General features: G+C 44.2%; 26 protein-coding genes and 1 tRNA gene. 12 read left to right on the top strand and 15 right to left on the bottom strand.

Features of this window, described 5'->3' with window-relative positions; all coding sequences use genetic code 11:
- Positions 1-177: 177 nt before the first annotated feature.
- Positions 178-1,137 (top strand): hypothetical protein, encoded by a 960-nt coding sequence (locus BQ7997_RS07420; protein WP_073346431.1) that lies wholly within the window; start codon positions 178-180, stop codon positions 1,135-1,137.
- 239 nt (positions 1,138-1,376) lie between these two features.
- Entirely contained in the window at positions 1,377-2,336 is a 960-nt protein-coding gene (locus tag BQ7997_RS07415; RefSeq protein WP_073346428.1) for a hypothetical protein, read from the top strand.
- Between the two features lie 78 nt (positions 2,337-2,414).
- Here BQ7997_RS07415 and BQ7997_RS07410 read toward each other — a convergent pair whose 3' ends face one another.
- From BQ7997_RS07410 to BQ7997_RS07365, 10 genes are all read right to left on the bottom strand, one after another.
- A complete protein-coding gene (locus tag BQ7997_RS07410) occupies positions 2,415-3,371 on the bottom strand; it encodes a FimB/Mfa2 family fimbrial subunit (RefSeq protein ID WP_073345080.1) in 957 nt (318 codons plus the stop codon).
- 138 nt (positions 3,372-3,509) lie between these two features.
- Positions 3,510-5,144 (bottom strand): Mfa1 family fimbria major subunit, encoded by a 1,635-nt coding sequence (locus tag BQ7997_RS07405; RefSeq protein WP_073345077.1) that lies wholly within the window; start codon positions 5,142-5,144, stop codon positions 3,510-3,512.
- Positions 5,145-5,180: 36 nt separating this feature from the next.
- Complete coding sequence (locus BQ7997_RS07400; RefSeq protein WP_073345075.1) at positions 5,181-6,701, bottom strand: DUF3868 domain-containing protein; 1,521 nt, start codon at positions 6,699-6,701, stop codon at positions 5,181-5,183.
- Between the two features lie 7 nt (positions 6,702-6,708).
- The gene (locus tag BQ7997_RS07395) at positions 6,709-7,281 is read right to left on the bottom strand and encodes a DUF3575 domain-containing protein (protein WP_073345072.1); all 573 of its coding nucleotides are present in this window, start codon (positions 7,279-7,281) and stop codon (positions 6,709-6,711) included.
- A 20-nt stretch (positions 7,282-7,301) separates the two neighbouring features.
- Complete coding sequence (locus tag BQ7997_RS07390; protein WP_073345070.1) at positions 7,302-9,143, bottom strand: DUF4906 domain-containing protein; 1,842 nt, start codon at positions 9,141-9,143, stop codon at positions 7,302-7,304.
- Positions 9,140-11,935, bottom strand: coding sequence for a hypothetical protein (locus tag BQ7997_RS07385; RefSeq protein WP_073345067.1), 2,796 nt, complete (start codon positions 11,933-11,935; stop codon positions 9,140-9,142). The genes BQ7997_RS07390 and BQ7997_RS07385 overlap by 4 nt, the downstream gene beginning before the upstream one ends.
- A gap of 405 nt (positions 11,936-12,340) precedes the next feature.
- Positions 12,341-12,883 carry an IbrB-like domain-containing protein gene (locus BQ7997_RS07380; protein WP_022139768.1) on the bottom strand — a complete coding sequence of 181 codons (543 nt, stop codon included), beginning with the start codon at positions 12,881-12,883 and terminating at the stop codon, positions 12,341-12,343.
- On the bottom strand, positions 12,880-14,184 hold the full coding sequence (locus tag BQ7997_RS07375; protein ID WP_022139769.1) for a DUF3440 domain-containing protein: 1,305 nt from the start codon (positions 14,182-14,184) through the stop codon (positions 12,880-12,882). Before BQ7997_RS07375 ends, BQ7997_RS07380 begins: the two co-directional genes overlap by 4 nt.
- A 3-nt stretch (positions 14,185-14,187) precedes the next feature.
- The gene (locus BQ7997_RS07370) at positions 14,188-14,595 is read right to left on the bottom strand and encodes a hypothetical protein (RefSeq protein ID WP_044653825.1); all 408 of its coding nucleotides are present in this window, start codon (positions 14,593-14,595) and stop codon (positions 14,188-14,190) included.
- A gap of 111 nt (positions 14,596-14,706) precedes the next feature.
- Positions 14,707-15,114 carry a hypothetical protein gene (locus tag BQ7997_RS07365; RefSeq protein WP_073345065.1) on the bottom strand — a complete coding sequence of 136 codons (408 nt, stop codon included), beginning with the start codon at positions 15,112-15,114 and terminating at the stop codon, positions 14,707-14,709.
- 472 nt (positions 15,115-15,586) lie between these two features.
- On the opposite strand from BQ7997_RS07365, the gene BQ7997_RS07360 reads away from it, so the two are divergent.
- Positions 15,587-16,204 (top strand): hypothetical protein, encoded by a 618-nt coding sequence (locus BQ7997_RS07360; RefSeq protein WP_073345062.1) that lies wholly within the window; start codon positions 15,587-15,589, stop codon positions 16,202-16,204.
- Positions 16,205-16,213: 9 nt separating this feature from the next.
- Positions 16,214-17,593, top strand: a complete 1,380-nt coding sequence (gene dnaB / locus BQ7997_RS07355; RefSeq protein WP_073345060.1) for a replicative DNA helicase — start codon at positions 16,214-16,216, stop codon at positions 17,591-17,593.
- A gap of 106 nt (positions 17,594-17,699) precedes the next feature.
- On the opposite strand, the gene BQ7997_RS07350 is transcribed toward dnaB, so the two are convergent.
- Positions 17,700-17,963, bottom strand: coding sequence for a DUF4248 domain-containing protein (locus BQ7997_RS07350; protein ID WP_022139774.1), 264 nt, complete (start codon positions 17,961-17,963; stop codon positions 17,700-17,702).
- A gap of 217 nt (positions 17,964-18,180) precedes the next feature.
- Here BQ7997_RS07350 and BQ7997_RS07345 point away from each other — a divergent pair, with 217 nt between their 5' ends.
- From BQ7997_RS07345 to BQ7997_RS07335, 4 genes are all read left to right on the top strand, one after another.
- Positions 18,181-18,663 carry an HU family DNA-binding protein gene (locus BQ7997_RS07345; protein WP_073345057.1) on the top strand — a complete coding sequence of 161 codons (483 nt, stop codon included), beginning with the start codon at positions 18,181-18,183 and terminating at the stop codon, positions 18,661-18,663.
- 67 nt (positions 18,664-18,730) lie between these two features.
- On the top strand, positions 18,731-18,832 hold the full coding sequence (locus tag BQ7997_RS25465) for a smalltalk protein (RefSeq protein WP_159436750.1): 102 nt from the start codon (positions 18,731-18,733) through the stop codon (positions 18,830-18,832).
- Between the two features lie 25 nt (positions 18,833-18,857).
- Entirely contained in the window at positions 18,858-19,316 is a 459-nt protein-coding gene (locus BQ7997_RS07340) for an N-acetylmuramoyl-L-alanine amidase (protein ID WP_073345055.1), read from the top strand.
- A 323-nt stretch (positions 19,317-19,639) separates the two neighbouring features.
- Positions 19,640-20,644 carry a beta-ketoacyl-ACP synthase III gene (locus BQ7997_RS07335; RefSeq protein ID WP_073345052.1) on the top strand — a complete coding sequence of 335 codons (1,005 nt, stop codon included), beginning with the start codon at positions 19,640-19,642 and terminating at the stop codon, positions 20,642-20,644.
- 84 nt (positions 20,645-20,728) lie between these two features.
- Here the strand turns inward: BQ7997_RS07335 and BQ7997_RS07330 are convergent.
- Positions 20,729-20,802, bottom strand: a tRNA-Asp gene (locus BQ7997_RS07330).
- A 155-nt stretch (positions 20,803-20,957) separates the two neighbouring features.
- Between BQ7997_RS07330 and BQ7997_RS07325 the strand changes: the two genes are divergently transcribed.
- Positions 20,958-22,274 carry a pyridoxal phosphate-dependent aminotransferase gene (locus tag BQ7997_RS07325; protein WP_073345050.1) on the top strand — a complete coding sequence of 439 codons (1,317 nt, stop codon included), beginning with the start codon at positions 20,958-20,960 and terminating at the stop codon, positions 22,272-22,274.
- Positions 22,275-22,368: 94 nt separating this feature from the next.
- Entirely contained in the window at positions 22,369-22,959 is a 591-nt protein-coding gene (locus tag BQ7997_RS07320; RefSeq protein WP_073346425.1) for a YqgE/AlgH family protein, read from the top strand.
- 12 nt (positions 22,960-22,971) lie between these two features.
- On the opposite strand, the gene BQ7997_RS07315 is transcribed toward BQ7997_RS07320, so the two are convergent.
- From BQ7997_RS07315 to recR, 3 genes are read right to left on the bottom strand one after another with little or no spacing between them, the layout of a single operon-like run.
- The gene (locus BQ7997_RS07315) at positions 22,972-23,508 is read right to left on the bottom strand and encodes a GNAT family N-acetyltransferase (protein WP_044654032.1); all 537 of its coding nucleotides are present in this window, start codon (positions 23,506-23,508) and stop codon (positions 22,972-22,974) included.
- Positions 23,505-23,963 (bottom strand): hypothetical protein, encoded by a 459-nt coding sequence (locus BQ7997_RS07310; protein ID WP_073345047.1) that lies wholly within the window; start codon positions 23,961-23,963, stop codon positions 23,505-23,507. The genes BQ7997_RS07315 and BQ7997_RS07310 overlap by 4 nt, the downstream gene beginning before the upstream one ends.
- 59 nt (positions 23,964-24,022) lie before the next feature.
- Positions 24,023-24,640 (bottom strand): recombination mediator RecR, encoded by a 618-nt coding sequence (gene recR, locus BQ7997_RS07305; protein ID WP_022139783.1) that lies wholly within the window; start codon positions 24,638-24,640, stop codon positions 24,023-24,025.
- Positions 24,641-24,730: 90 nt separating this feature from the next.
- Between recR and BQ7997_RS07300 the strand changes: the two genes are divergently transcribed.
- Together BQ7997_RS07300 and yihA are read left to right on the top strand one after the other, a co-directional pair.
- On the top strand, positions 24,731-26,185 hold the full coding sequence (locus tag BQ7997_RS07300) for a sodium:solute symporter (protein WP_073345045.1): 1,455 nt from the start codon (positions 24,731-24,733) through the stop codon (positions 26,183-26,185).
- 124 nt (positions 26,186-26,309) lie between these two features.
- Positions 26,310-26,912: a ribosome biogenesis GTP-binding protein YihA/YsxC gene (yihA, locus tag BQ7997_RS07295; RefSeq protein ID WP_022139785.1), complete on the top strand. Its 603-nt coding sequence runs from the start codon at positions 26,310-26,312 to the stop codon at positions 26,910-26,912.
- Positions 26,913-26,914 lie beyond the last annotated feature (2 nt).

Genomic DNA, 26,914 nt, shown 5'->3' with positions numbered 1-26,914 from the left:
AAGAGACGATGTCTCTCCGTTTTGTTTATGGTCACAAATGTAACCGATTTGATTAATATACACAATTTTCGGAAAGGATATTTTCTAAAAAAGAAGAATTAAATACTCTCATATTCTAAAACAAGTTGCCGCCGACACATGTTTATAATAGAAAAGTATTATTTATTCCCGATTATTATGATGACAAATAGTCCAAATGCAAACCTCATAGAAGCGATGAAGGATAAACTTCCGGTCAAAGGTAAACTGGCAGACATGTTAATGGATACGCTATATATAGGCAAAGAAGCTGTATATAGAAGACTGCGCGGCGAAGTCCCTTTCACCTTTCAGGAAGCGGCTCTCGTTTCAAGAAAACTGGGGATATCCCTGGATACTATTATAGGAAGCAGTTTTAAAACCAACGCGATGTTTGATATGAATATTGTAGATTACGACCATCCGTTCGAGAGCTACTATGACATATTGCACAAGTATGTCACATTGATTAATACATTGGAAGACGACCCGGATTCTTCAATGGGAACTTCCTCCAATATCATCCCCCAAACACTCTACCTGAAGCACGACCTTCTGGCAAAGTTCCGCTTATTCAAATGGATGTACCAGAATAAATATATCCAGTGCAAAAACTTCGAAGAACTGGAGATACCGCAGAAACTCGTCGACATCCAAAAAGACTACGTGAGTATGACACGGCATTTCCATTCCATAGATTACATATGGGACAATACGATTTTCCAGCATCTCATCAATGACATCCAATACTTCTACAGTATCCATCTTATTTCGGACGAAGCCAAAGAGGAAATAAAAAACGAGCTGTTCCTGCTTGCGGACGAACTGGAAGAACTCGCTACCAAAGGAAAAACGGATGATGGCGGCAAAGTCCGTATCTATGTGTCGCATATCAACTTCGAGGCGACATACAGCTATGTGGAGACTAACAATATCCAGCTCAGCCTGATACGTGTTTACTCTATTAACTCCCTTACCACGATGGATGCCGGAATTTTCCGCAGCTTGAAAGAATGGATTCAATCTTTAAAGAAATTTTCCACGCTGATTTCCGAAAGCGGTGAAATGCAGCGTATCCAGTTCTTTAAACAACAGAGGGAAATTATTGACACTCTATAATTTCATTCTTTTCGCAAAAAAGGAATATCCAGACTCCATAATTTCAATAAATGAAAGTAGATAAGCATATTATCTACTTTTTTTTCATTAAATGCCTTCAACTTCCGCCAATCCTATTAAATCAGAAAGACCATCTCCACCTCATACCTGTTTTCCCACACAAATCTTTCAAAGACAAGGCTTAATTTTGCATTAAATGTATCACGATGATTATTAATTTAAAAACCGAAGAACAAACAATGAAAAATGGTATTTTGAATGAACTGATTACAGTTATGAAAGAACGGGTTCCCCATGGACAAAATCTTGCCAGTATTCTGGCGGACATTTTGTGTATGGGCAAAGAAGCCGTTTATCGCAGGCTCAGAGGTGAAGTTTCTTTTTCCATTGAAGAGATAGCTGTTATATCGTCCAAATTAGGAATTTCTATTGATCAGGTTGTTGGCAGCCACAATTCCAATAAGGTAACTTTCGACTTGAACCTGCTTCATACGTCCAATGCGATAGAGAGTTATTACGAGATTCTGAACCGTTACCAGCAAATATTCGAATATGTGAAGGACGATAGTACGACAGAAATATATACTGCCGCCAATCTACTGCCTTTCACTCTTTATTCTTCATACGAATATTTGTCCAAATTCCGGCTCTGCCGATGGCTATACCAGCACGGGCAGGTCAGGACTCCCCATTCACTGTCGGACATGTATGTAGAAAAACGGATAGAGCAGGCACACAAGAGACTGAGCGAAAGTGCCAGGCAATTGCCGAGAACATATTTTATATGGGATGCCAACATCTTCCGTTCTTTCGTTAATGAAATCAGGTATTTTGCCAGCCTGAATCTTATTTCAGCAGAAGACGTGCGGTATATAAAAGAAGAACTTCACCAATTACTGGCAAGTATCGAGAACCTGTCAAGCAAAGGCGAGTTCAGTGAAGGACACAAGGTGTACTTCTACCTGTCCAACATTAATTTTGAAGCGACTTACAGTTATATTGAAAAAACGAATTATCAGATCAGTTTGCTGCGGGTGTACTCCATCAACTCAATGGACTCACTGAATCCGCATATCTGCCAGATGCAACGTGACTGGATTCTATCTTTGAAACGTCATTCCACCTTAATCTCGGAAAGCGGAGAAGCGCAACGCATTGTTTTCATGCAGAAACAACATGAAATAATCAATACCCTGTAAAAAAAAGACAGGTCGGGTTTATCAACAACCCGACCTGTCCGCTTTTCTCTCTCTCCTTTCTCTCTATATACTATCTTCTTACAACTCCCCCTCTATTTGAGAATAAACAGTCCATCCATTGATGATAATCCTCATGGCAAGCCAGGAATCAGATACAAAGAAAACGATATGGTAATTGCTCTGACGGTCAAAATATTCCTGCATTCCGATTTTCTGATCCTCCATATTAGTCATGGCAAGATAATCAATCAGATTGATGTCGAATACTCTTTTCCCCGAGCCTTTCTCCGTCACTACCAGGCGGGCTTTCCTGTCTTTCATCAACCGCATCGTGTTCAGGTCTACTGAAGCTGCCGAGGGATTCACCTGCTCTTTACGATAAGGCTGAAAACTCAGGATATCATCTTCCAGCAAAGAGTTATCATGCCCCAAATACCCGTTGGATTCTTGAATCTCATAATTGTAATCGTCTACATTCAGTTCCCAGTCATTGGTATAACCCTGAAAGATAAACCGTACTCTCTTTGTATCCCTTATCAGGTTGATTGTCTCCGTCTGATGAGCTGTACCGGAAAAATTCACATTAATAATCTCACCGTACCAAAGCGTCTCCAGTTGTTTGTCAATAATAAGGGATTCCTCACGTTTCAACTGCAATTTCAAGTCCGTAAGAGTAGAAACACCGGGAGTTAATGAAGTAATATCATATGAATCACGTGCACCTGCCCATGCCATAAACTGATACTCCCCCACCGGCAATGCCACTTCCATCAAATAATTCCCCGTCGACAGCGAACTGCCCTCTTCTGCCTGCTTGAACAGGAACTTTCCTTCCTTATCAAAAACATAAAGTTCCACTTTATCGACCTGCATATGAAAAGCATCTGCAAATTCCATATTATAGTCGTATTTAAACTTTACAGACAAGCGGCATTCCGGCAAATCTTCGTTAAAACTGTCGCAAGAAGTCATTATCCAGGAACCAACAACGAGAACTCCTAAGGCAATATGACATATAAGGCTTTTTAGGTTCATACTTATATACTTCTAAATTCTATCAATCTATTATTTTTCAATTTATTGATAGTTTTCGATTTCTTCTATTGTTTGTTTTATAGGTAAAGAGAGTTTCCCCTCTTTACCCCGATTTGTAATTAAACAATGAATATCAGTTTATAGAGGTTCAACTTGAGAATACCAAGTCCATGGGTTAACCTCAATCTTGATAGATAAATAACGGTCTTCTTCTTCATCCGGCGCACTTGGATCCGGATCCGGGATAGAAGGATAACCGGGATTGTTGATCTTGTTTACGGTAATATCATACACAGAGTTACGAACTACACCGAATTCACCCAGTTTATTCATTACGGTAGGACTGTCATCATGCTTAATCATAATTTTGTAATAACAGATACCTTTCGAATAATATTCAACACCTTTCAGGGCTTTACCACCTTCACTTGCTGTTGCAATACTGGCAGCCAATACCTCAAATTTGCCTTTAAGTTCTTCAGCCATTTCCTCCGCTGTTTTAGCATCGTCCTTGGCAGCAGGAATAGTTACCGGAGTCAGAGAAAGCGCTTCTATATATTCATTATAAGCATCCGTTATGTCCGTAGCATACTCAGCCGGTGCCTTGTGAGTATATTTATTTGTCAATTCTTCTTCAATATAAGTCAAGACCGAAGCCTGCGTATAGAATATACCATTCATATTGAACCAGTCTGTCCCATTGGCCAAAGTTACTTTTGTGTCATCCGCATTAGTAATAGTCGAAGGGGCATAACTGACTTTCAGCAAAGCCTGCGTTGTATAAGCGTGCTTATTGAAATCCTCATCCTGCGTATTCTCCAAGCAATATTTAGCAGTAGTATTCACTTTATTCCAAGCTATATCAGTATCTTTAGTAGCAGATGATACATAAAAATAGTTTTCAGCATATACACTCGGGTCACTATCACTCCATGCGCCGATAGCAGTACCCGTTCCGAAATTCGGATCTTTTCTGTACGAGCCAAGCCCATATTGGTCATAGGGTGTCCATGTGTTCATTGCAGTTTTCGTCCTTTTTGACGCAGGATAGAACTTTTTGTTCGTTACATTGAGATACCATCCTGTCCCGTCTGTGTCTATAGTAGCCACGTCACTGAGTTCTTCACCGCTATCCGCCTTTACATAAACGCGTACTTTAGCCGACACACGGTCAATTCTGATTGTCAGAGGAGAACTTGTCGCGGCAGTAGCCGTGCTAAACAATTCCAAGTCCTTCGGGCTACCGTCAGTATCCGACGGTTCCAAATCACCTTTAGCGTTTGTCATGACAAACCCGCCTGATTTTGCGACACCGGTGGTAACTTCAGCTTCCGTTGTGAGCGTCACAACCTTATTCACAGTCCCATAGGTATCATTCTCCTGGATAGTACGGTTCAAATTCTGCGGATTAGCGATAATCAATACAGCCTTCGACGTTTTAGGCACTTTGAATGCACTCGTTCTATTAGGCAGATTAGTAATATCATCATCCGTGAATTTTACAATTCTCGTTACTACACTCGCATCAGTGTGCCCAGTAAAAAAGACTGCGCTAACAGCAGTAATCGTACTTTCATCGGGCGTACCGTTTTCCTGGTTCGGAGTGTTTATCGCACGAGTTTTCGTTGATTGAACACTTAATGCAACCCATGCATCTCCTTCCAGGTTCACTACATCGTTATTATCCTCCCCACCAGGCACGATGTCTTCATTACTACATGCTGCAAATGTAAAAGCAGCAAGTGCCAACACTAAAAAATTCTTTTTCTTCATTGTCTACAATTTAAAATAAAAGCGTTTGTAATTAATTTATTTATCCCTATTTTTCTTTTCAATTTCCGCTGCGTTAGCCCTCTTCACGGCCAGTTCTTTCAGATTGAGTCCGGCAGCTTCAAGACCCTCTCTGTTTGCGTCATTCAGATATTTCTCCGCATATTCATATTCTCCTTTCAGTAACATTAGTACTCCCATTGCATTGCTATATTCCGGCAAGTTCTTTTTCAAACCGACAGCCTTCAGATAGCGTTCGGCAGAAACAAGGTCATTGCGTGAAAGAGCGGCAGTAGCAGCATTTATATTCGCAATCTCATCCTTCGGATACATCCTGACTGCCGTTTCAAATACATCAATAAAATCCTGAGAACCTGCCGGATAGGTATTGGCAACCAAGAACATCTCATTCAGGCTCAGATTCTGCGGACGTTTCTTTATTTCCTCCTTTGCTTCATCCACATTGAAGTTTCTGACTTCGTAATTCACTTTGCAGATGGCTACGCGCAGACTTGGAAATATATATTTCAGCAAGTACCGGTAAGGTGCTCCCCCACGTAGCTGCATCAGTTTTGTTTCTCTTCCTTTTTCAACCGGTATATTCCGGATAATATCCAGTACTTCATCCTTATATTCTATTTCAACCTTTTCAAGCGCCTTTTCCAGTCCTTCCCAGTTCTCACCGCCAAAGATGATAGAATACTGGTTTCGAGAAAAATCATATCTGGAAGCCAGATAATCACGCAACGCCATGGCACGTCCTTCGGACAAGCGCTTGTTAGCCGCCAATGTCCCTTCGGGAGAAGCATAACCTATTATATCCAACCGGTTCACTTTCACATTCGGATCCGACTTCAGTTCGTCTATCATCTTGCGGATTTTAGCCAGTTCCTGAGGATTGTTCATATATTCGGGACGGATATGTATCTTGTTCACTTCAAAATCGAGAAAACATTCCGCCTGTATATCCCGTTGCTTGATTTCTTCGGCCTTTGGCTGCAAATAAGCCAAATGAGGCGTTACGGCATAGGGCAGCAATACACGTTCCAATGTAACCTTATCTACCAAATGCTCTACCTTCATCAACTTGACCTCACCGCAACCGCACTCGTCACGCTGCACATCCAACCGCGCATTTTCCATCCACGGCTCGTAACGCACCACATATCTATATGGCAGAGTCCCGCTTTTCAGTTTGCTTCCCTTTTCTACCGTATATGGCTTGTCATAGTTCTTTTTCTCTTTTGCGCCCATCACCGCAATCCGGCGTTCATATGCCAGATACTCATCCCTCCCCTTAATAGATACTTTCGGAAGATTGAGCGTGCGTCCGGGAGCTACCAACCGGGGAATAAAGTCCACTCCACGGGCAGATTTCACTTTCACGTCCTTCAGGTCGAAATCAATGTCAACATGAAGAAAATCACCTTTTTGTTCCAGTAGCACCGGTTTCACGATGACAGTACCGTCATAAGAACGGGTCTGAGCCATAGCCGGAACAACATTCAGGCACAGGACAACCAACAGGCATACGGTGAAGTATATATTTCTTTTCATCATGATTCTACTATTTGATTACATAAATAAGTGATACACTTGCCTTGGTAGGCCCGAAATAATTCTTGCTTGTATCCTTTGATTTAGTACCACACGTTGCGCAAGGATATTTCTCATAGACGATATGCGCATACCCCAGTCCGACAGAGGCTTCAACGCTCCACCGCTTTTTCAGTATCCACGAATGTCCCACCGAGAATCCGGCGCCATACAAATGCCCCTGATAACGGTTCTTCTGCATATTCGTGCTGATAAACGACCAGTCGGGCCAACCGCCTACATTAAAATCGGCATAATGCCCGTGCAGTCCGATAAATGTCCGGTTGAAACGTTCGCAGAACCAGTAACGGACTTCCGGCTGAATCCCCCAGTGGCGCAGACGTTTACCGTCTTCCGGCTTCCAGGGATTATAGTTGACGGGGATATCCAGAGTCCATTTACGTGCCAGCCCTATCTCCAGTCCCAAGTTCAGGGTAGTGGTGGCATCATACAGAAGGTTGCTTTTAAGCGCGACTTTCTGGGCATGACTCTCAAGGACGAAACCTCCGGACATTAACAATATGAGTATAAGAACTTTCTTCATTTATAATATGGCTTTTACATTCATTGGGTTTTTCCCAATTGAGTAATATTGATTTTTATACGTTGCACACGATTATCCTCAGGCGTGCTATACGGAGTTATAGTAGCCAATGAAACACTGCCGGTTCTCGGCGAAGAATCTTCATTTGGCAGTATCTGGATGAAAATCTTTCCATCTTCTACAATGATATGGCCTGTATCTTCCCGGTCGACCATTGTAGACGGACGCAACTTAATCCAGTTCTTAGGATTGTCACCCTCTTCTTCCACCCTGCCTGTCAGGCAGAAATAATTCACTTCACTCACCGTCGGGTCTGTATTGCCGGTAGGCATAAATTTCAATACTGTCCCTTCCGGCGCTATCGCTTTCCTTTGTCTTATATGAACCTGTTTTTCCAAATTTCCAAGTTTTAATGTTATATATCCATTTTTTCTCATTACTCCGTCATCTCCCATAATGCCATCCTCATACCACATCAGCCAGTTCGTAATACGTACACCGATGGCAGTCGTACGTGGAGAGGAAATACCCGAACTTACTATCGGAATCTTTCCGTCGGCAGGACTCTCCAGTCTGAATGAACCGGGAGCTATTTCCGCAGAATTGTCAGTTATTGTCCTTGCGTCCGGAAATTCTACCGTACAATCCGTTATCAGGCTGAACGCCTCGTTGTAGATTGTAGTCACATTGGTATATGCCATAAAGACCGAATTACTCACTCCCAGAAAATAATCATTATTGGCGATAATCTCATAAGCATCACTCTCGTCTACCTGAATCCTGAAATCCAAAGCTGTATTTGACGCCTTCGATGCTTTGGCATCCTCCACCGTATCATATCCGGGCCCTTTGACTTTCGATATTGTAAATGTGTACTCACGGTTCCGCAATATGTCCATCAAATAACCATCCTTGTCAATGACAGCCATCTTGTAGTAATAATCTTTATTGGCATACGTCCCCTGAATAATCAGATATGTATTATTCCCTGTTGCCGATTCATAAAGGTACACCGGTTCGTCTTTCGTACTTTGCCCTCCGTCTGCCACAGCCGCGCCGGCTACAGGCGCCGAATACCCGGCATCATACTGATATTCCGTCAGGCCGGACGCGGTCGTGAGAGTGGTGACATCAAGATTGTGCAACCGCCCTTGCCGGGGTACATTGACTACGGCCGTAATCCCTTTCAACGTAAATTCAGGCGCAGTATTTACAAGTACCAACTTTGCTATGGCACGTGTCAGTCCCAATGGCGTCCCGTCACTATTCTCTATCTTTATGGAATTATCCACCCCGTCCACCGGAAGAAGATAACTCATCGGTATCGTATCAGCAGGGTTACTATAAGGAATAGCGCCGGCCGACGGGCTTGCCAACGGAGCAGTCATCATATCCCGACAGACATCCGACAATTTCGTTGTTCCGGCAATGATTTTCTCTTTTATCTTTGTGATATTGAATTCATACCCCGTCACGGCATCCCCATAATAGAACTTTTCCACAGGGTTGGCCAGAATCAAAAGCTGATATTTGCTGCCGTCAGTCTGCCTTGTCAACAATACATACCTCTTCCCGATAAGTTCAAAGGCCTGCACGGCTTCCACAAAAACGGCATCCGTCCCTTCTCCTCTGAACACGAACACCCAGGGATGCATGCCGACCGCATACTCGTTCCCTACCGCCCTTGTAGCAGGCAGGTTGTAGGATTTCGCCCGGGTAAATATCTCTATCCGCACTTTATCTTCCGGTATTTCCTCCTGTCCCGACGGAACCGAAATATCGGTTTCATGGACACAGGCCGATACCCCCAAAAGCAGGAACAGGCTGATTACTATATTTATATATACGAAAATTCTTCTCATTTCTTCTTCACACAACGAATTGAATAACCGAATTGGTGACCTGATGACATCGGGGTCGGAGTGGCATAACACAACTGTACTGCCCATATATTGCCATACCGGGCTCCTTTCTCTTCACCACTGCTCACGTCTGTCCATCCCGGAGCTACCGAGGAAGACCAATAATACCCCGTTTCGCTGGCAAACTCCAAACTGCCGTCCGAGTGCCATCTTCTTCCGGCTGCCGGAAAAAAGACAGAAGCTTTGGTATCGGGATTAAAAATCAATGTTCCAATATATGCCGCTTCCGTAGTATCGAGTGATACCCCTCTATATTGGCTGGTGGTTCCCGTGCCCCTTTCCAGTCCATTAATCATCGTCCTTTGCTGTATAGGCCGTCTGTCAAAATAGCCATCCGCATAGAATCCGTACATCACCTCTTCAAGAGGGGCAGCGTTATAAAATTCTGTTTTATACTCCGGATAAAACGGCATCTGGCTTGTTGTATAGTAACCATCCCCTCTCATCGGAGTGCGGAATATGGACATTCTCCAGTCCGACTGATAGATCTGATTACCATAACTGGGGTTACTGTTTACCACCATCCGGTCGGTCGGCCCGTCAGTCGGCCGGTAATATCCCTCAGGACATATTTCATATTCGTCCTCATATCCTTTTTCGGTATCCGTGCCTACCCAATACTTGTCCTCAGTCATAAATTTCATCGGCCAATAGGATGCTTCCCATTGAGTAGTATAGTTCTTATTAGTGGGATGATACGCATAGCGGGCTTCTTCGGCGTCTTTCATCGGCAGTCCCCAACGGAAATGCGCGCCTGCCTGAGTAGGGTATTCCACAAAGTCAACTTCATCCTGCAGATTACTATAATCAATCTTATACGCCTCCAGATCCGTTCCGGGATTTCTCCTGAACTCCTTGACAGTCAGGTTATACACAGAAAACTTGCTTCCATAATCCATGCCGGATGTACCGTCCCTCATAAGATAATCCGGCTCATCCCCCTGACGGATGAATAATTGAGTGTTAACAGGAGTATCCCCTTCATAATACACCAAATTCACCACACCATATTTCGGCTTACCCGTATCATTCTTACTTTTCAGCCCGATTCTGAAATAGATTCTTCCTCTTCCTGATACAGCAGTCCCATCTTCACCCTTCAACCCGTTGGGTACAACCGGATAATCTTCCGGATCTCCCGGATTATCAGTACCTACATGAGGGTCAAAGCTCGGACTGGTGCTCAGCACAATCCAATCCTGATACTCCGGCGGAACAGATACACTCCATCCCCACCAATAAGACCACCTTATACCACTAATTATCCTTTCCCCCACTTCATCATCTTTCCAGAAAGCCCCGATATAAGGAGTTGACCATAAATGCGCGGGGCCATTCTTATAAAACGGATACCTTGTACCCTCCTGTTTTACATGAACCTTGATTGTACGTTGCAATGCATTCGTGCCTTCATAATCTTCCGCAGCCATCAAGGTAAGCTCATAAGTTTCCTCACCTACCGTATTGGGCAAATCCAACAGGATGTCCATATACCCGGAACCTGTGCGCGGATTATATGAAATTCTTTCATCACCGTTCGGTTTCCATTCCTGACTGGACAAGGCATTGAACACATCATTGGTCAACGGAATCTCTCCGGTGCTTTTCACTTTTACATTTTCGAGCACCCGCACCACCGGCATATTCGACCAGAAAGAAATCCTCGCTCCATTAAAGTCCGTAATCCAGACTTCCGTATCCGACACATTCAGCATCCGGTTGCCCGAGATTTCCCATCCGTTTCCTGCCTTATCCCATTCCGATGCCTTGATATTTACTTCCAACGGCTCTTTGATAATCCCGTGGAAATCGAGCATAGTATTAACAGGAAGGCTGTAATTGACTGTCGGTTCAGGAGCAATCTTCAACTCGCAGGACGGACTGTAATTTTTTCCCATATTGACTGTGAAGACAACCGCTTTCTCTTTTTCATCGACCGAACTCAGTTCATTGGCCGGCAAAATAATCCGGGACACTTTTTTAGCCCACGCATTTCCTGTTGCAGGCGTCCCGTCAGAGAAATAGTTTCCGTCATCCTCGCGTGTAAACTTACGTATTTCCTCCCATTTTACTTTCGTTTCCTCACTATCCGCCACATAATTTGCCGTCAGAGGTACCCAATTAGGAATATTGCTGAATGTAACCCCTTCAAAAACTTCATCAAAATCATCTTCAGCTTCCAACAATACCTCTACTCGCACGGCCAACCGGTCAAGAGCCAGTTGCAGAATGGCAACCTCTGTGTTATCACTTAGTTTCGCACCTTTCCCGTCCGCCAACACCGTCACATCTTTTATTTCCTGAATCATCGGAATCAACTGGTCGGAAGAGAAGTAACTTGCCGGATAAGCGATATGATTCAAATCCGTGTAGACGGAAACGGCATTCAACTTATTTATAACAGGAATATTGGCAGGTTCATTGGCAAGGAACACGAAATCGTAATTGCCCACATCAATCTGATGACGTATGATGTCACCCTCCCATGCGCTGTATTTCTTGTTGGATTTGCATTCACCGGTCGCCTTGTCGAACGCCAGAATACGGAAATTACGAATGATGTAATCTTCCGAGCTTCCATAATCCGTCGATTTTTGAAGTCCTATCCCTCTTACCGAAATATATGTTCCTTCCACGTCACCAGTGTTGGTGAAAGTCTCATCAATGCAAGAAGAGAAAAACCATAAAATGCAAACTATACCTATATTTATCTTACCTATTTTCACAATCATCTAATAACCTTAAATTCGCGAGACTAAATTTTGTATCAATCTCATATTGCAAATTTCGGAATATTAAAGGAGATACAGAATTGTATTCATTTCTGTTACAGAGAATTGGAATCGGGAAATAAGGCTATTAATGTGATTTGCGCCCCGCGGGATTACGGAATATAAAATAAAAGGGCGGAATAAAAGGATTTTTTGCAGTATCCGCACGCTTTAAGAAATAACAGTTGCGAATATCAAAACAAACGAATAAGCAATGACTGATAATTTTTCATATCATATAGATACGATTCAGGCACAAATCAGACAAACATAAAGACGTATTTCGGGAGAAAAACGCTCCATATCTGGAATGATTTGTGCCTAAATGGTTAAATGTTGAAATCCTGTATATATATAGCTATCAGATTATAACACTTTACGCTCCGTTTCCGTAGGCGCCACCTCGTCAGGGATACTGAACTCACGGTTGGCAAAGAGGTCGGCAAGTCCTGAAATCTGTTTCAGGCGTAACAACTCGTCACGATCCATACCGATATTCTTCATAATCCACTGGTCGGACATGCCCGCCTTGTCGAGTTCCGCAACAATGTTGCACATCAATTCGATGTTATGCATCCCACGGGCACGGTTATGCCGGATCGTCGAACTCATACGGTTCGACAAATCCTTGTCTATCACCACAATCGGGAGCAGCCCGTTCTCGCGCTTGTAGATACGCTGTGAAGTTTTCAGTACCGTATAGCGGTGATAGCCGTCTACCAGGATATAACGGTCTTCATCCTTATTATAATAACATACACATGGCATCGTAAAGCCATCTTCCCAAATAGAAAGTTCGAGCAACTTCATTTCAGGCGGCGCAACGACATTCGGATTATAATCGTTCGCATATACTTTTTCTACCGGTACCGCCTTTACCTCGTAAACAGGGCTTTTATCTACACTCATGATACTATGATTCTATATTGTTCCATAATTTGACTTCTCTTACTCATCTCTTCCTTTGTCGGCGAGAATCCCATATACTTGCAGGCATGGTCATTCTTGATGATGCAGACGCACATCCGCTTGTAGGTAGGTATCTCCCTGAACTCGGGAATGTCAATATCATCCTGATATTCCATACGCACCGGCTTCTTCAGCGTCTTATAATTACTGTTGTCCATAACGATAATCGGCACTTTGGCATCAATCAATTTTTTGATGGTGGACTCACTCAGGCATCCGCCTTTCGTCCGCCAGAAGTTCACGCTCACCGACAGTTTGCGGAGATAATTCTTCCGTGCCCGTTCAGGCAGGGTGGACAACAGGAAGTACATGAACTCACGCCACGTATAGCCTTCGGGAAGTTTCACCGACTGCCATCCCATGGCATGCGTACCGCCATACATTCCGGTAAAGTTGACACCATTCACCCGTCCTATCATCTTGCCCCACGTATTGGGGTCGAGCACCCGGTAGAGCTGAAGGCTCTCCTGCGCCTCATTGATAAAGGGACTTGCCACACGCTGACGTTCCAGATTGACGCCCGCACGGTAATAAAGGTCATACAACGTATTATAATCCCATTGGAATTTTCCGTTGGCCGTCCATACGTCCGTCGTTTTCCAGTCGTAGATAGGATAAGCGTTATAAATGTCATTCCCTACTTTCGACGTCCATTTATACTTGTGATACATCTGGAACTTACGGCTCATATAGATACAGCGCCATCGGTTGAAACTCTCCTGGGTGCGGATACCGATCAGGCAACAAGTACGCACCGCATCTTTTTTATTATGTATCCATTGCGCGAAACGCATCTGGAATTCATAATCCCACATCGATGTGTTATAAAAAGGAAAATCATCTTTGGTCATCGCCTTTTTAGGCATGGAGCGCACCCATAGCTTCTTCTTGCTGTCCTCCCAGGGACGCCAGAATGACTGGTACATGGACGTACATGTGGCCACGCGGAAAGGAACACAAACGCGATATACGTCCAGAATGTCCTTATTCGCCTCCAGTATCCGGTCTACATAGTCAATGGTCATCTTATATTGAATCTCGTAATCCATATGAAAGACCCCGAGACGTATCTTCAGGTTATTCTTGCGGATATAGTCGATACACATACTCAGGAGTACCCCGCTGTCCTTTCCCCCTGAGAAAGACACATAGATATTATCAAATTCGTTAAATATAACTTTCAGTCGTTCTTGTGCTAATTCATATACATTCTTCGTTCCCGCTATTTTCTTTTTCCCCATATATCATCTATACATTTTAACATACCGTGTCCATTTCTTGTCCAGGGATGTAAATTCAAACTTCTCGAATATCTCTTTGTCTTGTATCAGTGTGATTGAATTGAGCAACCAGCTTTCCGGTTCGAATTCCGCTGTGACGGCAGGCAACAGAAGAGACAGTATTTCCTCCCGTTCGGCGCCTTCCGCCTTCACATAATAATTATTGATTACAGCTTTCTTCCGGTTCTTCTGCTCCACCGGAATGAATCCCACCACTTCCCTTTCTCTCAGCGCAATGAACCACACATACTCTTCGCTTGTTTTGAAAGGGTAATTATTATTGGCGCGTATTACTTCAGGATCCATAACCATCGGTGCCAAAAGCCGATACAAGTGTTTGTCTTTTCCTTTTAATTGTATTATCTGTATCATATCATTCAAAAATGGACATACAAAAATAAGGAAAAAATATCAATATAGTCACTTCTGTTCCTAAAACATTTGTTTTTCATGTTATTATCATTATATTCAATATTTTTAATGTCACGCATTTACCATTCCTCTTTCGCGTTTGAAGTAGGCCAGCACGGTGGCAAAACTGAGGTATTTCTGCCCGGGAGAGTGCGACCGGCTCCTGAATTTATAACGGGAGCATATAACCTCACATGCCAGTTTATATTTAAAAGTCTGATGCAAGCGGCGATGCAGATAATCGAACATCCGGGAGAAACAAGCAAAAGCGTCCCTCACTTTATCGTAGGCAATCTCCCGTGCTTCACGATTTGCCTTCTCCAGATGTTCCATCTCGCTTTGAAGGTATTCCAATTGCGTTACCTCTTCTTCCGTGTTTTGTATTGTGCGCTTCATTTGTTCCAATTTCTCGTTTTGGTGAATGAGTTGTTCCCGTTTTAATTGTAAACGTTCCTTTACTGTTTTTGATTCTTTCAAAATTATAAGTTTTAGTTATACATACATACTTCTACTTCGCTGCCAGTCAATCGGCGACAAGGTCATATAAAATCTATTTACGTATGCAAATATAGAGAAGATTGTTTAAATAATTAGATTTTCTTTTAAAAATATTCATACTAACCGCACTTTTAAATTACCGGCATCAAAAACTCGGTTTTTCCCTACAGCGCAATAAGGCTTACTTTTGCGGAGAATTAAAGATTGCGGACAATGATACGCGAAGAAAAGACGATGCCAGGCGAGGGAAAAATATAATGTATTTTAATACATTCTTTCTTTACTATATATATTAAGGGACGAAAAGGGGGCCGAAGTGAATTTACAGCAGCAACGCTCTCCCCCTTCAACAGGGCATTTGAGAGAAAATGGAAGTGGTCGGTTCAGGCGGTTCAAAAAAAACGTGCCAAACGGGCGGGACACTGTCATATAACATTCATAAATAATATAAATTATGAGCAAACCAACAGCAGAAATGCTAAAAAAGGGATATCTCCTCTTCCCTAAAGTATTATTCGAGGAGCAGATGAAGGCGACCAAAGGCGCAACGGGAAGTTTCGATGCCTTTATCCTGGTATTGACCCATGTCAATTACAGCACCACGACGTGTTGCATACACAATCACACGTTCGAGTGCCATCGCGGCGAATCCGTGATGTCGCTCACTCATTGGGCGAAATTGTTCGGATGGAAACGCAGCCGTACACGGTATTTCTTCAATAAGATGTACGAAGAGGGTATTATCGAGAGATTAAGCAACCCGTATATCACTCACATACGTATTCCCGATTACGATATGTTAGTCGGACAGAAACGCCGGGAGAATGCCCGCGAAGAAGCGGACGGGATGACTTTTGAGGCATTTTGGGAGAAGTATCATGAGGTGACCCGCACACCCAAGCGCAATATCGGGCGCGCGCGCCGTGAATGGAAGAAACTGTCCGCCCGCGAACGGAGTCTCAGCCTGAAGAATATTGATGAATATTATGACAACCTGAAAGATACGAAGTACTGTATGCAGGCAAGCACGTATCTGTCGGACAAGGCGTTCATGAATGAATATGATTATTAAGAAAAGAAAATGAGTGAAATTTTAAACCCGCAGGATGCCGAGCTCGAGGAAGTCGTACTCGGCGCCTGCCTGCTGGAAAGCAAAGCTATCACACTGGTTGCCGACATATTGCGACCGGAAGTATTTTACAATGAGGTAAACCGTGAGATTTATTCCGCCTTGCAGAGCATGTATCGTGCCGGAAAGGCAATAGACATCATTACCGCCAAAGAGGAACTGGCGCAACGCGGCAAACTTGAGTTCGTAGGCGGGGCTTACACAATAGTACGCGTCAGCTCCCGTGTAGTGTCCAGTGCCCATCTGGAATACCATGCCCGGATACTGAAACAGAAATATATCCGCCGTGAAGCGATTCTGGGATTCCACAAACTCCTGGCACTGGCGGCTGATGAATCAACCGACATAGATGATACGTTGGCAGACACCCATGCCCTGCTCGACCGGTTGGAGAAAGAATGCGGCAATGCCGAACATCTCCGTTCCATGGTGCAGCTTATGGAAGATACCGTCAGGCAGATAGAAGTCCGCATTGCTTCCAACAAGAATGGCGTCACGGGGATACCGACCGGATTTGCCGACCTCGACAGTCTGACGTGCGGCTGGCAGAACGGTGACGAGATAGTTTTCGCCGCCCGTCCCTCGGTAGGCAAAACGGCCGTCGCCCTGCACATGGCACGCGCCGCCGCCCTTGCCGGATACCATATCGCCGTATATAGCCTGGAGATGCAAGGTGAACGACTGGGCGACCGCTGGTTACTGGCTGCCGCTCCGAGGGTCAATCCCGCACATCTCCGCAGCGGACAGCTTACTCCCGACGAGGTACAGCAGATACACGAAGCATCCATAGAGTTGTCACGCCTGCCCATCCACATTGACGATAATCCGTCAGTGAGCATGGATTATGTACGCTCTTCCGCAAAACTGCTGCACAGCAAAGGGCAATGCGACGCCGTCATCATCGACTACCTGCAACTGTGTGACATGAAAAGTGACCAGAACAACCGCAACCGTGAGCAAGAAGTAGCCCAGGCAAGCCGTAAAGCCAAGATGGTGGCAAAAGAGCTGAATATCCCCGTGATACTTCTCAGCCAGTTGAACCGCAACGTGGAAGGGCGTCCCGACAATCGTCCCAGCCTGAGCGACCTACGCGAAAGTGGAGCTATCGAACAGGACGCGGACTTGGTGCTGATGCTTTCGCGCCCCGCCCTTTCCGGCCGTGAGACTGACCGCAAGAGTTCATATCCCACCGAAGGACTAGGCGTGATAGATGTTGTCAAACACCGCAACGGAACGACTAAGGAGCTTTACTTCAGACATGATCCGAGCATGACAAAACTGGAAGACTACGTACCCGGAATAGAGTGGATGAAAAAGAATACAACCGCCTGATTGTTCCCAACCAAGCGGTCGTTTTCATGCAAACGACCGTATATTTACAGCAAAACGACCGCTCCTTTCTATCAAAAAGAGCGGCCGTTTCCACATAAAGGAGCGGTCATTCCGCATCCATATGCTCATGCATGAGGAGATAGCCGTCCGGCTCTCCCAGATAACGGACGATAAGGCGGACTTCCCGTGCACTGAACATCTTCAGTTTCGGATGAAAATCTCCCGCCGTCAATTCTTCCATCAAAGGCATACAGTTACGCATCCAGCGGCGAAGTTTCGCAACGGATACGGGGTTACTCAAATTCGGGAAATACATCCTCGCCAATTCTATCTTATCATAGCATCTCACGCAAAATCTGACTTCTTCCATTTTAACCGGATTGTTTTGTTATTAATGCTATAAAGGTAGTCTTTTCTCCGTATATCAGCAAGCATTCAGTCAAAAATAATAACCATCGTCCAGTGTCGTTCACTGGCGTTCACTCCCCTTTTCCGATGTGGTATCTTTGCAGTGTAATCGATTACAGGAATATGTTTTTCAAGTAGTAAGTTTCAAGTATTCATTATTAATTAAAAAAGAAAGAAGTATGGCACAGAAGTATGTAGTGGTGGAGCGCAGAAATCCGTTGAAACCACAAGAACCTGCTAAGTTTTACGCGATGGCACGTAGTAACCGCAAGGTGGATACGGACGAGATTATCAGTCGTATCTCAGAGCGCTCTTCCTTTTCCATCGGTGAGCTGAAGGGTTGTATCACTGAGTTTTTGTTGGAAATGAAGAATCAGTTGGCGTTGGGTAATATTGTTCTCTTGGGTGATATGGGAAGTTTCCGTATAACGATTGCCACCAGTAACGCAACCGAAACGGCGGAGAAGTTCAAGGCTGCCACTTGCATCAAGATATCGCGTGTCCGTTTCCATCCGGGAGCTATGCTTACGGATATGTGCAAGGCGATGAAGTACACCTTAATCAAACCGGGGAAAGAGGAAGACGCCGGTGGTGATACCGAAATTCCTGATCCGAATCCGGACGACGGCAACGATGGCGAAACGCCGGATCCGGCCGCATAACGGCAACCGGTCAGTCTCATTCTTTATTCATCACGTATCATTATTCACTATCTAAAATAAAAAAATCATGAAAAAGTCAATCTGGAAACAAATCCTGCAAGTTATTATCACAGTAGCCACTTCTATCGTATCCGCCCTGGGAGTAACCTCTTGTATGGCTCAAATTTAAGCATACGGAAATCGACAGTATCATTATGAAAGAGCTGAAAGAGTTTTCATTGAAGGAAGAATATGTCCCGCGCAGCATTCAGTATATCGTCGTGCATTGCAGTGCTACACGGGTAACTATTCCCTTCACAGAGGAGCAATTGCTCCAATGCCACCTGAAACGGGGGTTCAAATGTATCGGGTATCATTTTTATGTGACAAAGGATGGGGTGCTCCACCACACCCGCCCGATGAGTGAGATCGGAGCTCATGCGCTGGGATTCAACTTACATAGTTTGGCCATCTGCTATGAAGGCGGACTGGATGAATCGGGAAAGCCTGCCGACACAAGGACTCCTTTACAAAAAGAGACGCTCCGGCGGGTATTGGGCGAATTGAAAGGGCTTTATCCCGAAGCGCGGATTGTAGGGCATTATCAGTTGAGCGCGGATGTCCACAAGGCTTGTCCTTGCTTTGACGCGAGAAAAGAGTATTCACAAATCTAGCCGGACATCCTAGTTACAAAAGGCGGGGGAACAGCATACGTTGTCTCCCGCCTTTTTACATTTTACTGATAACCAAGTGGAAAACTCCAAAGAAAAAGTATCAAGGCAGGAAGAAGCGTCAGACGCAATTCTTTCGGGCAAATAAAAAAATGCGACCAAATATTTTGCTAAAATTTGGTCTAATATTCCTTTTTATTAATTAAAAAGGAAACTGTTTACTAGACGTTTATTGTATTTCAGTCTCTTTTCTATATATTTGCGCCCGCATTTAGCATTTCTATAAACTACCTTATTCAAAAAAACAGCTAGATAAAATAGAACCGATGGATAAAATAAACGCAGTAATTACAGGAGTTGGCGGATATGTACCCGATTATATCTTGACTAATGATGAGATTTCCAAAATGGTTGATACCACCGACGATTGGATTATGGGACGCATCGGAATCAAGGAAAGGCATATCCTGAAAGAAGAAGGACTCGGCACTTCATATATAGCGCGCAAAGCGGTGAAGCAATTGATTCAACGCACGCAAACGAATCCGGATGATATTGACCTGATTATTGTCGCTACTACTACGCCTGACTACCGCTTTCCTTCGACTGCTTCTCTTCTATGTGACAGGCTGGGATTGAGAAATGCTTTCGCTTTTGATATGCAGGCCGTGTGCAGCGGTTTCCTGTATGCGTTGGAGACGGGGGCGAATTTCATCCGTTCGGGAAATTATAAGAAAGTGGTGGTCGTAGGGGCTGAAAAGATGTCGTCCATCATCAATTATACGGATCGGGCCACTTGCCCGATTTTTGGTGACGGCGGGGCGGCTGTCATGTTAGAGCCTACCACTGAGGATTTGGGTATCATGGATGCCGTGCTGAGAACAGACGGCAAAGGCTTGCCGTTCTTGCATATAAAAGCCGGTGGTTCGGTATGCGCCCCTTCTTATTATACATTGGATAATCAAATGCATTATATCTATCAGGAAGGACGTACCGTATTCAAGTATGCGGTAGCCAATATGTCTGACGCCTGCGAAGCCGTAATCGAAAGAAACCATTTGAACAAGGAAGATATCGACTGGGTGATTCCCCATCAAGCCAACCAACGAATCATCACTGCCGTGACCCAACGTCTGGAAATACCATCAGAAAAAGTAATGGTTAATATCGAGCGTTACGGTAACACAAGTGCCGGGACACTCCCGCTTTGCATGTGGGATTTCGAGGACAAATTCAAAAAGGGAGACAATGTGATCCTTACGGCGTTCGGAGCAGGGTTTGCCTGGGGAGCTATTTATTTGAAGTGGGGATATGACGGTAAGAAGGAATAAAAAAACAGGACTGTTCAGTTATAAAAGAAACCGCCTGATTCACTATGAGTCAGGCGGTTTCTTGTTTTTATTTCCTTTAAGAAGCGGTGCGTACGGGACTCGAACCCGTGACCCCATGCGTGACAGGCATGTATTCTAACCAACTGAACTAACGCACCAGAATTTCTTTTTAATCGCATCTCTCTCGATTGCGGTTGCAAAGGTAGATATTTTTTTGAAACCTGCAATAGCTTTCGTATCTTTTTTCTGAAAAAGTGGTTTTATTAAGAATTATCGTGTACATTTGCAGCTATTACATAAAATAGAAAATAGAATGAAAAATACACCAATTGAGCGACATCTGATTGATGAAACCATCAATGAGTTTCAAATTGTCGATTTTTCCAAAGCTACCATCCGGGAAGTAAAAGCTATTGCTTCTAAAGCGGAAGCAGCATCGGGAGTTGAATTTATCAAGATGGAAATGGGTGTTCCGGGACTTCCGCCGTCCGCCGTAGGTGTAAAAGCGGAAATTGAGGCATTGCAGAAGGGTATCGCCAGTTTATATCCTGACATTAACGGGTTGCCGGAACTAAAAAAGGAGGCTTCCAACTTTATCAAGGCATTTATTAATGTAGACTTGAGTCCGGAAGGATGTGTACCCGTGACAGGTTCCATGCAGGGAACATTCGCTTCTTTCCTCACTTGCAGCCAATGCGATGAAAAGAAAGATACGATTCTGTTTATCGATCCGGGATTTCCGGTGCAGAAGCAGCAGTTGGTAGTGATGGGGCAAAAATATGAGACGTTTGACGTATACGACTATCGGGGCGAAAAACTGAGAGAGAAACTGGAAAGTTACCTGAAAAAAGGAAATATATCGGCGATTATCTATTCAAATCCGAATAATCCCAGTTGGATTTGCCTGAAAGATGAAGAATTGAGAATCATCGGTGAGTTGGCTACACAGTATGATGTCATCGTTCTGGAAGATTTGGCATACTTCGCGATGGATTTCCGCCAGAATTTGAGCAAGCCGTATCAAGCACCGTTCCAACCGTCGGTTGCCCATTATACCGATAATTATGTATTGCTGATTTCAGGTTCAAAGGCATTCAGTTATGCCGGACAGCGTATCGGTGTGAGCTGTATTTCAGACAAGCTGTATCATCGGAGTTATCCGGGGCTGACCAAGCGTTATGGCGGCGGTACATTCGGTACTGTTTTCATTCACCGCGTGCTTTATGCGCTTTCTTCCGGTACAAGCCATTCCGCACAGTTCGCCATGGCCGCCATGCTGAAAGCTGCCAATGAGGGACAATACAATTTCCTCGACGAAGTGAAGATATATGGTGAAAGAGCGAAAAAGCTAAAAGAGATTTTCCTTCGTCACGGATTCCATCTGGTATATGACAACGATTTGGGCGACCCCATTGCGGACGGATTTTATTTTACCATCGGGTATCCGGGGATGACCAGCGGTGAATTGGCTAAGGAATTAATGTATTATGGTGTAAGCGCCATCTCGTTAGTTACCACAGGAAGCCATCAGGAAGGTCTGCGTGCATGTACCTCTTTTATTAAAGACCATCAATACGCGCAGCTTGACGAAAGGATGAAACTATTTGCGGAAAATCATCCGGCAGGCTAATCGTTTGGCAGAAGATATTCATAAAAGCTACACTTAAAATGAAAAAAAACGGAAAGAACGATTGTTATTCCGTTTTTTTTATTACTTTAGTGGCATGAATATAGACCTTGATATATTTAAGATTCAATCGAATAATGTGCTTCCGTCAAGAGGAAAGATTTTAATATCCGAACCTTTTTTACGTGACGCGACATTCGGCAGGTCTGTGATATTACTGGTCGATCATACGGAAGAAGGAAGTATGGGACTGATTATCAACAAGCAATTGCCGCTTCTACTCAATGATATTATCATGGAATTCAAGTATCTCGATGAGATACCTTTATATAAAGGTGGGCCTGTCGCCACTGATACATTGTTTTATCTCCATACATTAGCGGAAATTCCCGGTTCTATTTCTATCAGCAAAGGTCTTTATCTGAATGGAGACTTTGACGCAATAAAGAAATACATATTGCAGGGGAATAAAATAAGTGAATGTATCCGCTTTTTTCTGGGGTATTCCGGTTGGGAAAACGAACAGTTGCACAATGAGATTAAAGAGAACACATGGCTGGTTTCCGAGGAAGGGAAATCTTACCTGATGAAGGATAACACCAAAGACATGTGGCGGGAAGCACTGGAGAAGTTAGGCAGCAAGTATGAAACGTGGTCACGTTTCCCGCAAGTGCCTACTCTCAACTGATTGCTTCATTTCTTATTTCTTAGGATTCAAACACTGAAGGAGTGCCGCGTCTTTATAGCGACCCTCTACTTGCAGCCAGTTCTTTAATAATCCGCATTGGATGAAGCCACAAGAGGTGAACAGCTTCATGCAGACTTCGTTGTCTACTGCCACGTGTGCGTAAAGCTGATTGAAAGACAGGAAATCAAACGCATACTCACAAAGTAATTTCAATGCATCGGCGGCATATCCTTGTCCGCGGTAGTCTTTATGAATGGCAATTCCCACTTCTCCGCGTGAATGGAGAGGGACAAAATCCGTAATATCAATCGTGCCAAGTATACGATGGTCGGACTTGCCGGCAATCATCAGGCGCAACTGCTTGTCCGCAAACACATCACATTGCGAACCCTCGATATACTGGCGCAGCACGTAGCGGGAATAAGGAACTGTAAAGTTACTGATGTCCCACATGGAAGGGTCATTTTCCATCTCGTACATAATATCCATATCTTCCGGTTCTACCGCACGAAGATAGACACGGTCGTTCATCAAGAAAGATTGTCTCATTCGTCTTTTTCTTTGGTGATGTGAAGTTCGCTACGCAGTTTTTTCTCGCCCGGCAGACAGAAAAGGGAAGCTGTCAGCCCAATGAGCATACAAAGGTTGCCCGTGCTGCTCAACGTCAGGTAATAGCACAGGAGATTTACGACGACGGCAATTTCAAGTATTCCCAACCGGACGATGCTCATCTGCACATAACGTTTCAGCGCAAGGGTAATGGTCATGTGGTCTATCTTCTTTTTCAGTACAAGGCTGAATAGTTTCAGGGAAAGAGGTATGCACAAGGCCGTCAGCAGGATACCGGCCGTTTCAAAGTAATAAGTAGCCTGCACGTTCCCTTCAAGGATTCCTACAGGAATAAGTTCAAACTCTCCTGCCCCAAGCAGAAACGCAGGGAGCACCCAAAAGAGAACATAACTGATATTCAAGTTTCTGACAGCGCGTTTTATCTGTTCTTCCATGTTCGTTCTTAATTCTAAAGTTTTAAATTCTAATGTTCTTAATTCTAAAGTTTATTTGATTATATAGTTCCGGTGAAAACGGTACGGTTCACGATGCTGCGTCCCAAAGTCACCTCATCGGCATATTCCAGTTCGTCGCCAACGGATATACCGCGCGCGATTACACTCAGTTTGACTCCCAGTTTATCCAGTTTGCGGTAGATATAAAAGTTCGTGGTATCCCCTTCCATGGTAGTGCTCAAGGCTAGGATTACTTCCTTGATGCCCCCTTCGGATACCCGTTGTACGAGACTCTCTATTTGCAGGTCGCTCGGCCCTACCCCATCCATCGGAGAAATGACGCCGCCCAGGACATGATACAGCCCCCTGTATTGCTGGGTTGCTTCTACCGCCATCACGTCACGGATATTTTCCACGACACAAACAGTAGACGCGTCCCGTTGCGGATTCGCGCAAATCTGGCAAGTTTCGGTATCGGATATATTATGGCAGACTTTGCAATATTTCACCTCACGTTTCAGGGTGATGATGGAACTTCCGAACGCTTCCACGGTAGCCGTGTCCTGGCGGAGCAGATGCAGGACAAGCCGCATAGCCGTCTTACGCCCGATGCCCGGAAGTTTTGAAAATTCGCCGACTGCCTTTTCAAGCAGTACGGAAGGATATTGTTGGTTCATAGATAATAATTGCTATTCTATCGATATTTTGGCGCAAAGATACAGATTATTGTTTTAATACCTGCAAAAAATACTACCTTTGCAGCCGTTATGATGATACTTATTACTATTATAGGTTACTTTGCGGTATTATTATTAATAGCCCGTATCACCGGACGCAAAGGCGGTTCGAACGCAGCATTCTTCAAGGGAGAGAACAAATCGCCCTGGTATGTAGTCTCTTTCGGAATGATCGGCGCTTCCATTTCCGGAGTTACTTTCGTCTCTGTGCCGGGCATGGTACGCGGGATGGATATGACTTACATGCAAACGGTATCCGGATTCTTTTTCGGATATATGGTAGTGGCGCATGTGCTGCTTCCTTTATATTATAAGCTCAATCTGACAAGCATATACGGCTATCTCGGCACACGCATCGGAACACGAGCCTATCGCACGGGTTCTTTTTTCTTTCTATTATCGCGTATGCTGGGAACGGCCGCAAAGCTCTATCTGGTCTGCCTGATTCTCCATACTTATGTATTTCAAGAGATGCATGTTCCTTTCTGGGCGATTGCCGTCGGTTCGGTGGCACTGGTATGGATATACACTCATAAAAGCGGAATAAAAACCATTGTATGGACAGATACCTTGCAGACTTTCTGCTTGATTGCCGCGCTGATTTTCATCATTTATTTCACAATTCAGAAATTGGACTTGAATTTCAGCGGTATTGTCCGGACTATTCAGAGCAGTGAATACAGCCGGATTTTCGTACTCGATGACTGGGTATCCCGGCAAAACTTCTTCAAGCAATTCTTTAGTGGCATCTTTATCGTGATTGTGATGACGGGACTTGACCAGGACATGATGCAGAAGAATCTTTCCTGCCGCAACCTGCGCGAAGCGCAAAAGAATATGTATTGTTACGGATTCTCATTCATCCCGCTGAACTTTCTTTTCCTGTGTCTGGGAATCCTGCTGATAACACTGGCCGGACAGATGCACCTGGAACTACCTGCCATGAACGATGATATTCTGCCGATGTTCGCTACACAAGGTTATTTGGGACAATCCGTCCTGATACTCTTTACAATCGGAATCATTGCGGCTGCTTTCAGCAATTCGGACTCCGCCCTGACAGCCATGACGACAAGCGTATGCGTCGATTTGCTCGACACTGAAAAGGATACCGAAGAAGTAGCCCGCCGTAAAAGGAACAAGGTGCATTTATCGCTTTCGATTCTACTTGCTTTCTTCATTTGTCTGGTCGAAATGCTGAATAATAAAAGTGTAATTGATGCTATCTACATCATCGCTTCCTATACATACGGGCCGCTGCTCGGAATGTTTGCTTTCGGACTGTTTACCCGCAGGCAGACCAACGACCGCCGGGTGCCTTTCATAGCCATCGCCTCTCCCTTGCTCTGCTATGCCCTGGACTGGTGGATAGCCAAAGAAACCGGATATAAATTCGGTTATGAATTGCTAATATTAAATGGAACACTTACCTTTGCAGGATTAATAATAATGTCTCGAAAAGAGAAAACGCTGAAAGTACCATGAAAACAAGTACTCCAGCGTTTATAATAAATAATGGTAGAGTTTATTATAAACGACGCGATAGTTTATTATAAACGATGAACGAGTTTATTATAAATAATAGAACGAAGAAATAAATGACAAGAATATGGAAATATCAAGTGCAGAATTTGTGATTAGTAACACGGACGTGAAGAAATGTCCGGCAGGTATTTTCCCCGAATATGCCTTTATCGGCCGTTCCAACGTGGGCAAGTCCAGCCTTATCAATATGCTGACCAACCGTAAGGGGTTGGCTATGACTTCCGCCACACCGGGAAAGACGATGCTTATCAATCACTTTCTGATTAATAAGAACTGGTATATTGTCGACCTTCCGGGATATGGCTATGCCCGACGCGGCCAGAAAGGCAAAGATCAGATACGTACCATCATCGAAGACTACATTCTGGAACGGGAGCAGATGACAAACCTGTTTGTCCTGATAGACAGCCGTCTCGAACCGCAAAAGATAGACCTGGAATTTATGGAATGGCTGGGCGAAAACGGTATTCCTTTCGCCATCATCTTCACCAAGGCGGACAAGCTCAAGGGCGGACGCCTGAAAATGAATATCAATTCATATCTGCGCGAATTAAGAAAGCAATGGGAAGAACTCCCGCCTTATTTCATTTCTTCTTCGGAAGACCGTACAGGACGTAAAGAAATACTTGACTACATAGAAAACATAAACAAGAGTATCAATCAATGAAA

It is taken from the genome of Bacteroides congonensis, assembly GCF_900130125.1.
Taxonomy (GTDB): domain Bacteria; phylum Bacteroidota; class Bacteroidia; order Bacteroidales; family Bacteroidaceae; genus Bacteroides; species Bacteroides congonensis.
Note: the sequence above shows the minus strand (reverse complement) of the source record. Positions and strands in the feature narration are given on the sequence as shown.

Bases quoted from the DNA above. Each gene is read 5' to 3' on its own strand.
- BQ7997_RS07315 (WP_044654032.1), bottom strand. From the start codon at position 23,508: ATGAGACAATCTTTCTTGATGAACGACCGTGTCTATCTTCGTGCGGTA.
- BQ7997_RS07300 (WP_073345045.1), top strand. From the start codon at position 24,731: ATGATGATACTTATTACTATTATAGGTTACTTTGCGGTATTATTATTA.
- BQ7997_RS07410 (WP_073345080.1), bottom strand. From the start codon at position 3,371: ATGAACCTAAAAAGCCTTATATGTCATATTGCCTTAGGAGTTCTCGTT.
- BQ7997_RS07385 (WP_073345067.1), bottom strand. From the start codon at position 11,935: ATGATTGTGAAAATAGGTAAGATAAATATAGGTATAGTTTGCATTTTA.
- BQ7997_RS07320 (WP_073346425.1), top strand. From the start codon at position 22,369: ATGAATATAGACCTTGATATATTTAAGATTCAATCGAATAATGTGCTT.
- BQ7997_RS07310 (WP_073345047.1), bottom strand. From the start codon at position 23,963: ATGGAAGAACAGATAAAACGCGCTGTCAGAAACTTGAATATCAGTTAT.
- BQ7997_RS07325 (WP_073345050.1), top strand. From the start codon at position 20,958: ATGAAAAATACACCAATTGAGCGACATCTGATTGATGAAACCATCAAT.
- BQ7997_RS07400 (WP_073345075.1), bottom strand. From the start codon at position 6,701: ATGATGAAAAGAAATATATACTTCACCGTATGCCTGTTGGTTGTCCTG.
- BQ7997_RS07345 (WP_073345057.1), top strand. From the start codon at position 18,181: ATGGCACAGAAGTATGTAGTGGTGGAGCGCAGAAATCCGTTGAAACCA.
- BQ7997_RS07415 (WP_073346428.1), top strand. From the start codon at position 1,377: ATGAAAAATGGTATTTTGAATGAACTGATTACAGTTATGAAAGAACGG.
- BQ7997_RS07370 (WP_044653825.1), bottom strand. From the start codon at position 14,595: ATGATACAGATAATACAATTAAAAGGAAAAGACAAACACTTGTATCGG.
- dnaB (WP_073345060.1), top strand. From the start codon at position 16,214: ATGAGTGAAATTTTAAACCCGCAGGATGCCGAGCTCGAGGAAGTCGTA.
- BQ7997_RS07405 (WP_073345077.1), bottom strand. From the start codon at position 5,144: ATGAAGAAAAAGAATTTTTTAGTGTTGGCACTTGCTGCTTTTACATTT.
- BQ7997_RS07360 (WP_073345062.1), top strand. From the start codon at position 15,587: ATGAGCAAACCAACAGCAGAAATGCTAAAAAAGGGATATCTCCTCTTC.
- BQ7997_RS07380 (WP_022139768.1), bottom strand. From the start codon at position 12,883: ATGAGTGTAGATAAAAGCCCTGTTTACGAGGTAAAGGCGGTACCGGTA.
- BQ7997_RS07390 (WP_073345070.1), bottom strand. From the start codon at position 9,143: ATGAGAAGAATTTTCGTATATATAAATATAGTAATCAGCCTGTTCCTG.
- BQ7997_RS25465 (WP_159436750.1), top strand. From the start codon at position 18,731: ATGAAAAAGTCAATCTGGAAACAAATCCTGCAAGTTATTATCACAGTA.
- BQ7997_RS07335 (WP_073345052.1), top strand. From the start codon at position 19,640: ATGGATAAAATAAACGCAGTAATTACAGGAGTTGGCGGATATGTACCC.
- yihA (WP_022139785.1), top strand. From the start codon at position 26,310: ATGGAAATATCAAGTGCAGAATTTGTGATTAGTAACACGGACGTGAAG.
- BQ7997_RS07350 (WP_022139774.1), bottom strand. From the start codon at position 17,963: ATGGAAGAAGTCAGATTTTGCGTGAGATGCTATGATAAGATAGAATTG.
- BQ7997_RS07340 (WP_073345055.1), top strand. From the start codon at position 18,858: ATGAAAGAGCTGAAAGAGTTTTCATTGAAGGAAGAATATGTCCCGCGC.
- BQ7997_RS07395 (WP_073345072.1), bottom strand. From the start codon at position 7,281: ATGAAGAAAGTTCTTATACTCATATTGTTAATGTCCGGAGGTTTCGTC.
- BQ7997_RS07420 (WP_073346431.1), top strand. From the start codon at position 178: ATGATGACAAATAGTCCAAATGCAAACCTCATAGAAGCGATGAAGGAT.
- recR (WP_022139783.1), bottom strand. From the start codon at position 24,640: ATGAACCAACAATATCCTTCCGTACTGCTTGAAAAGGCAGTCGGCGAA.
- BQ7997_RS07375 (WP_022139769.1), bottom strand. From the start codon at position 14,184: ATGGGGAAAAAGAAAATAGCGGGAACGAAGAATGTATATGAATTAGCA.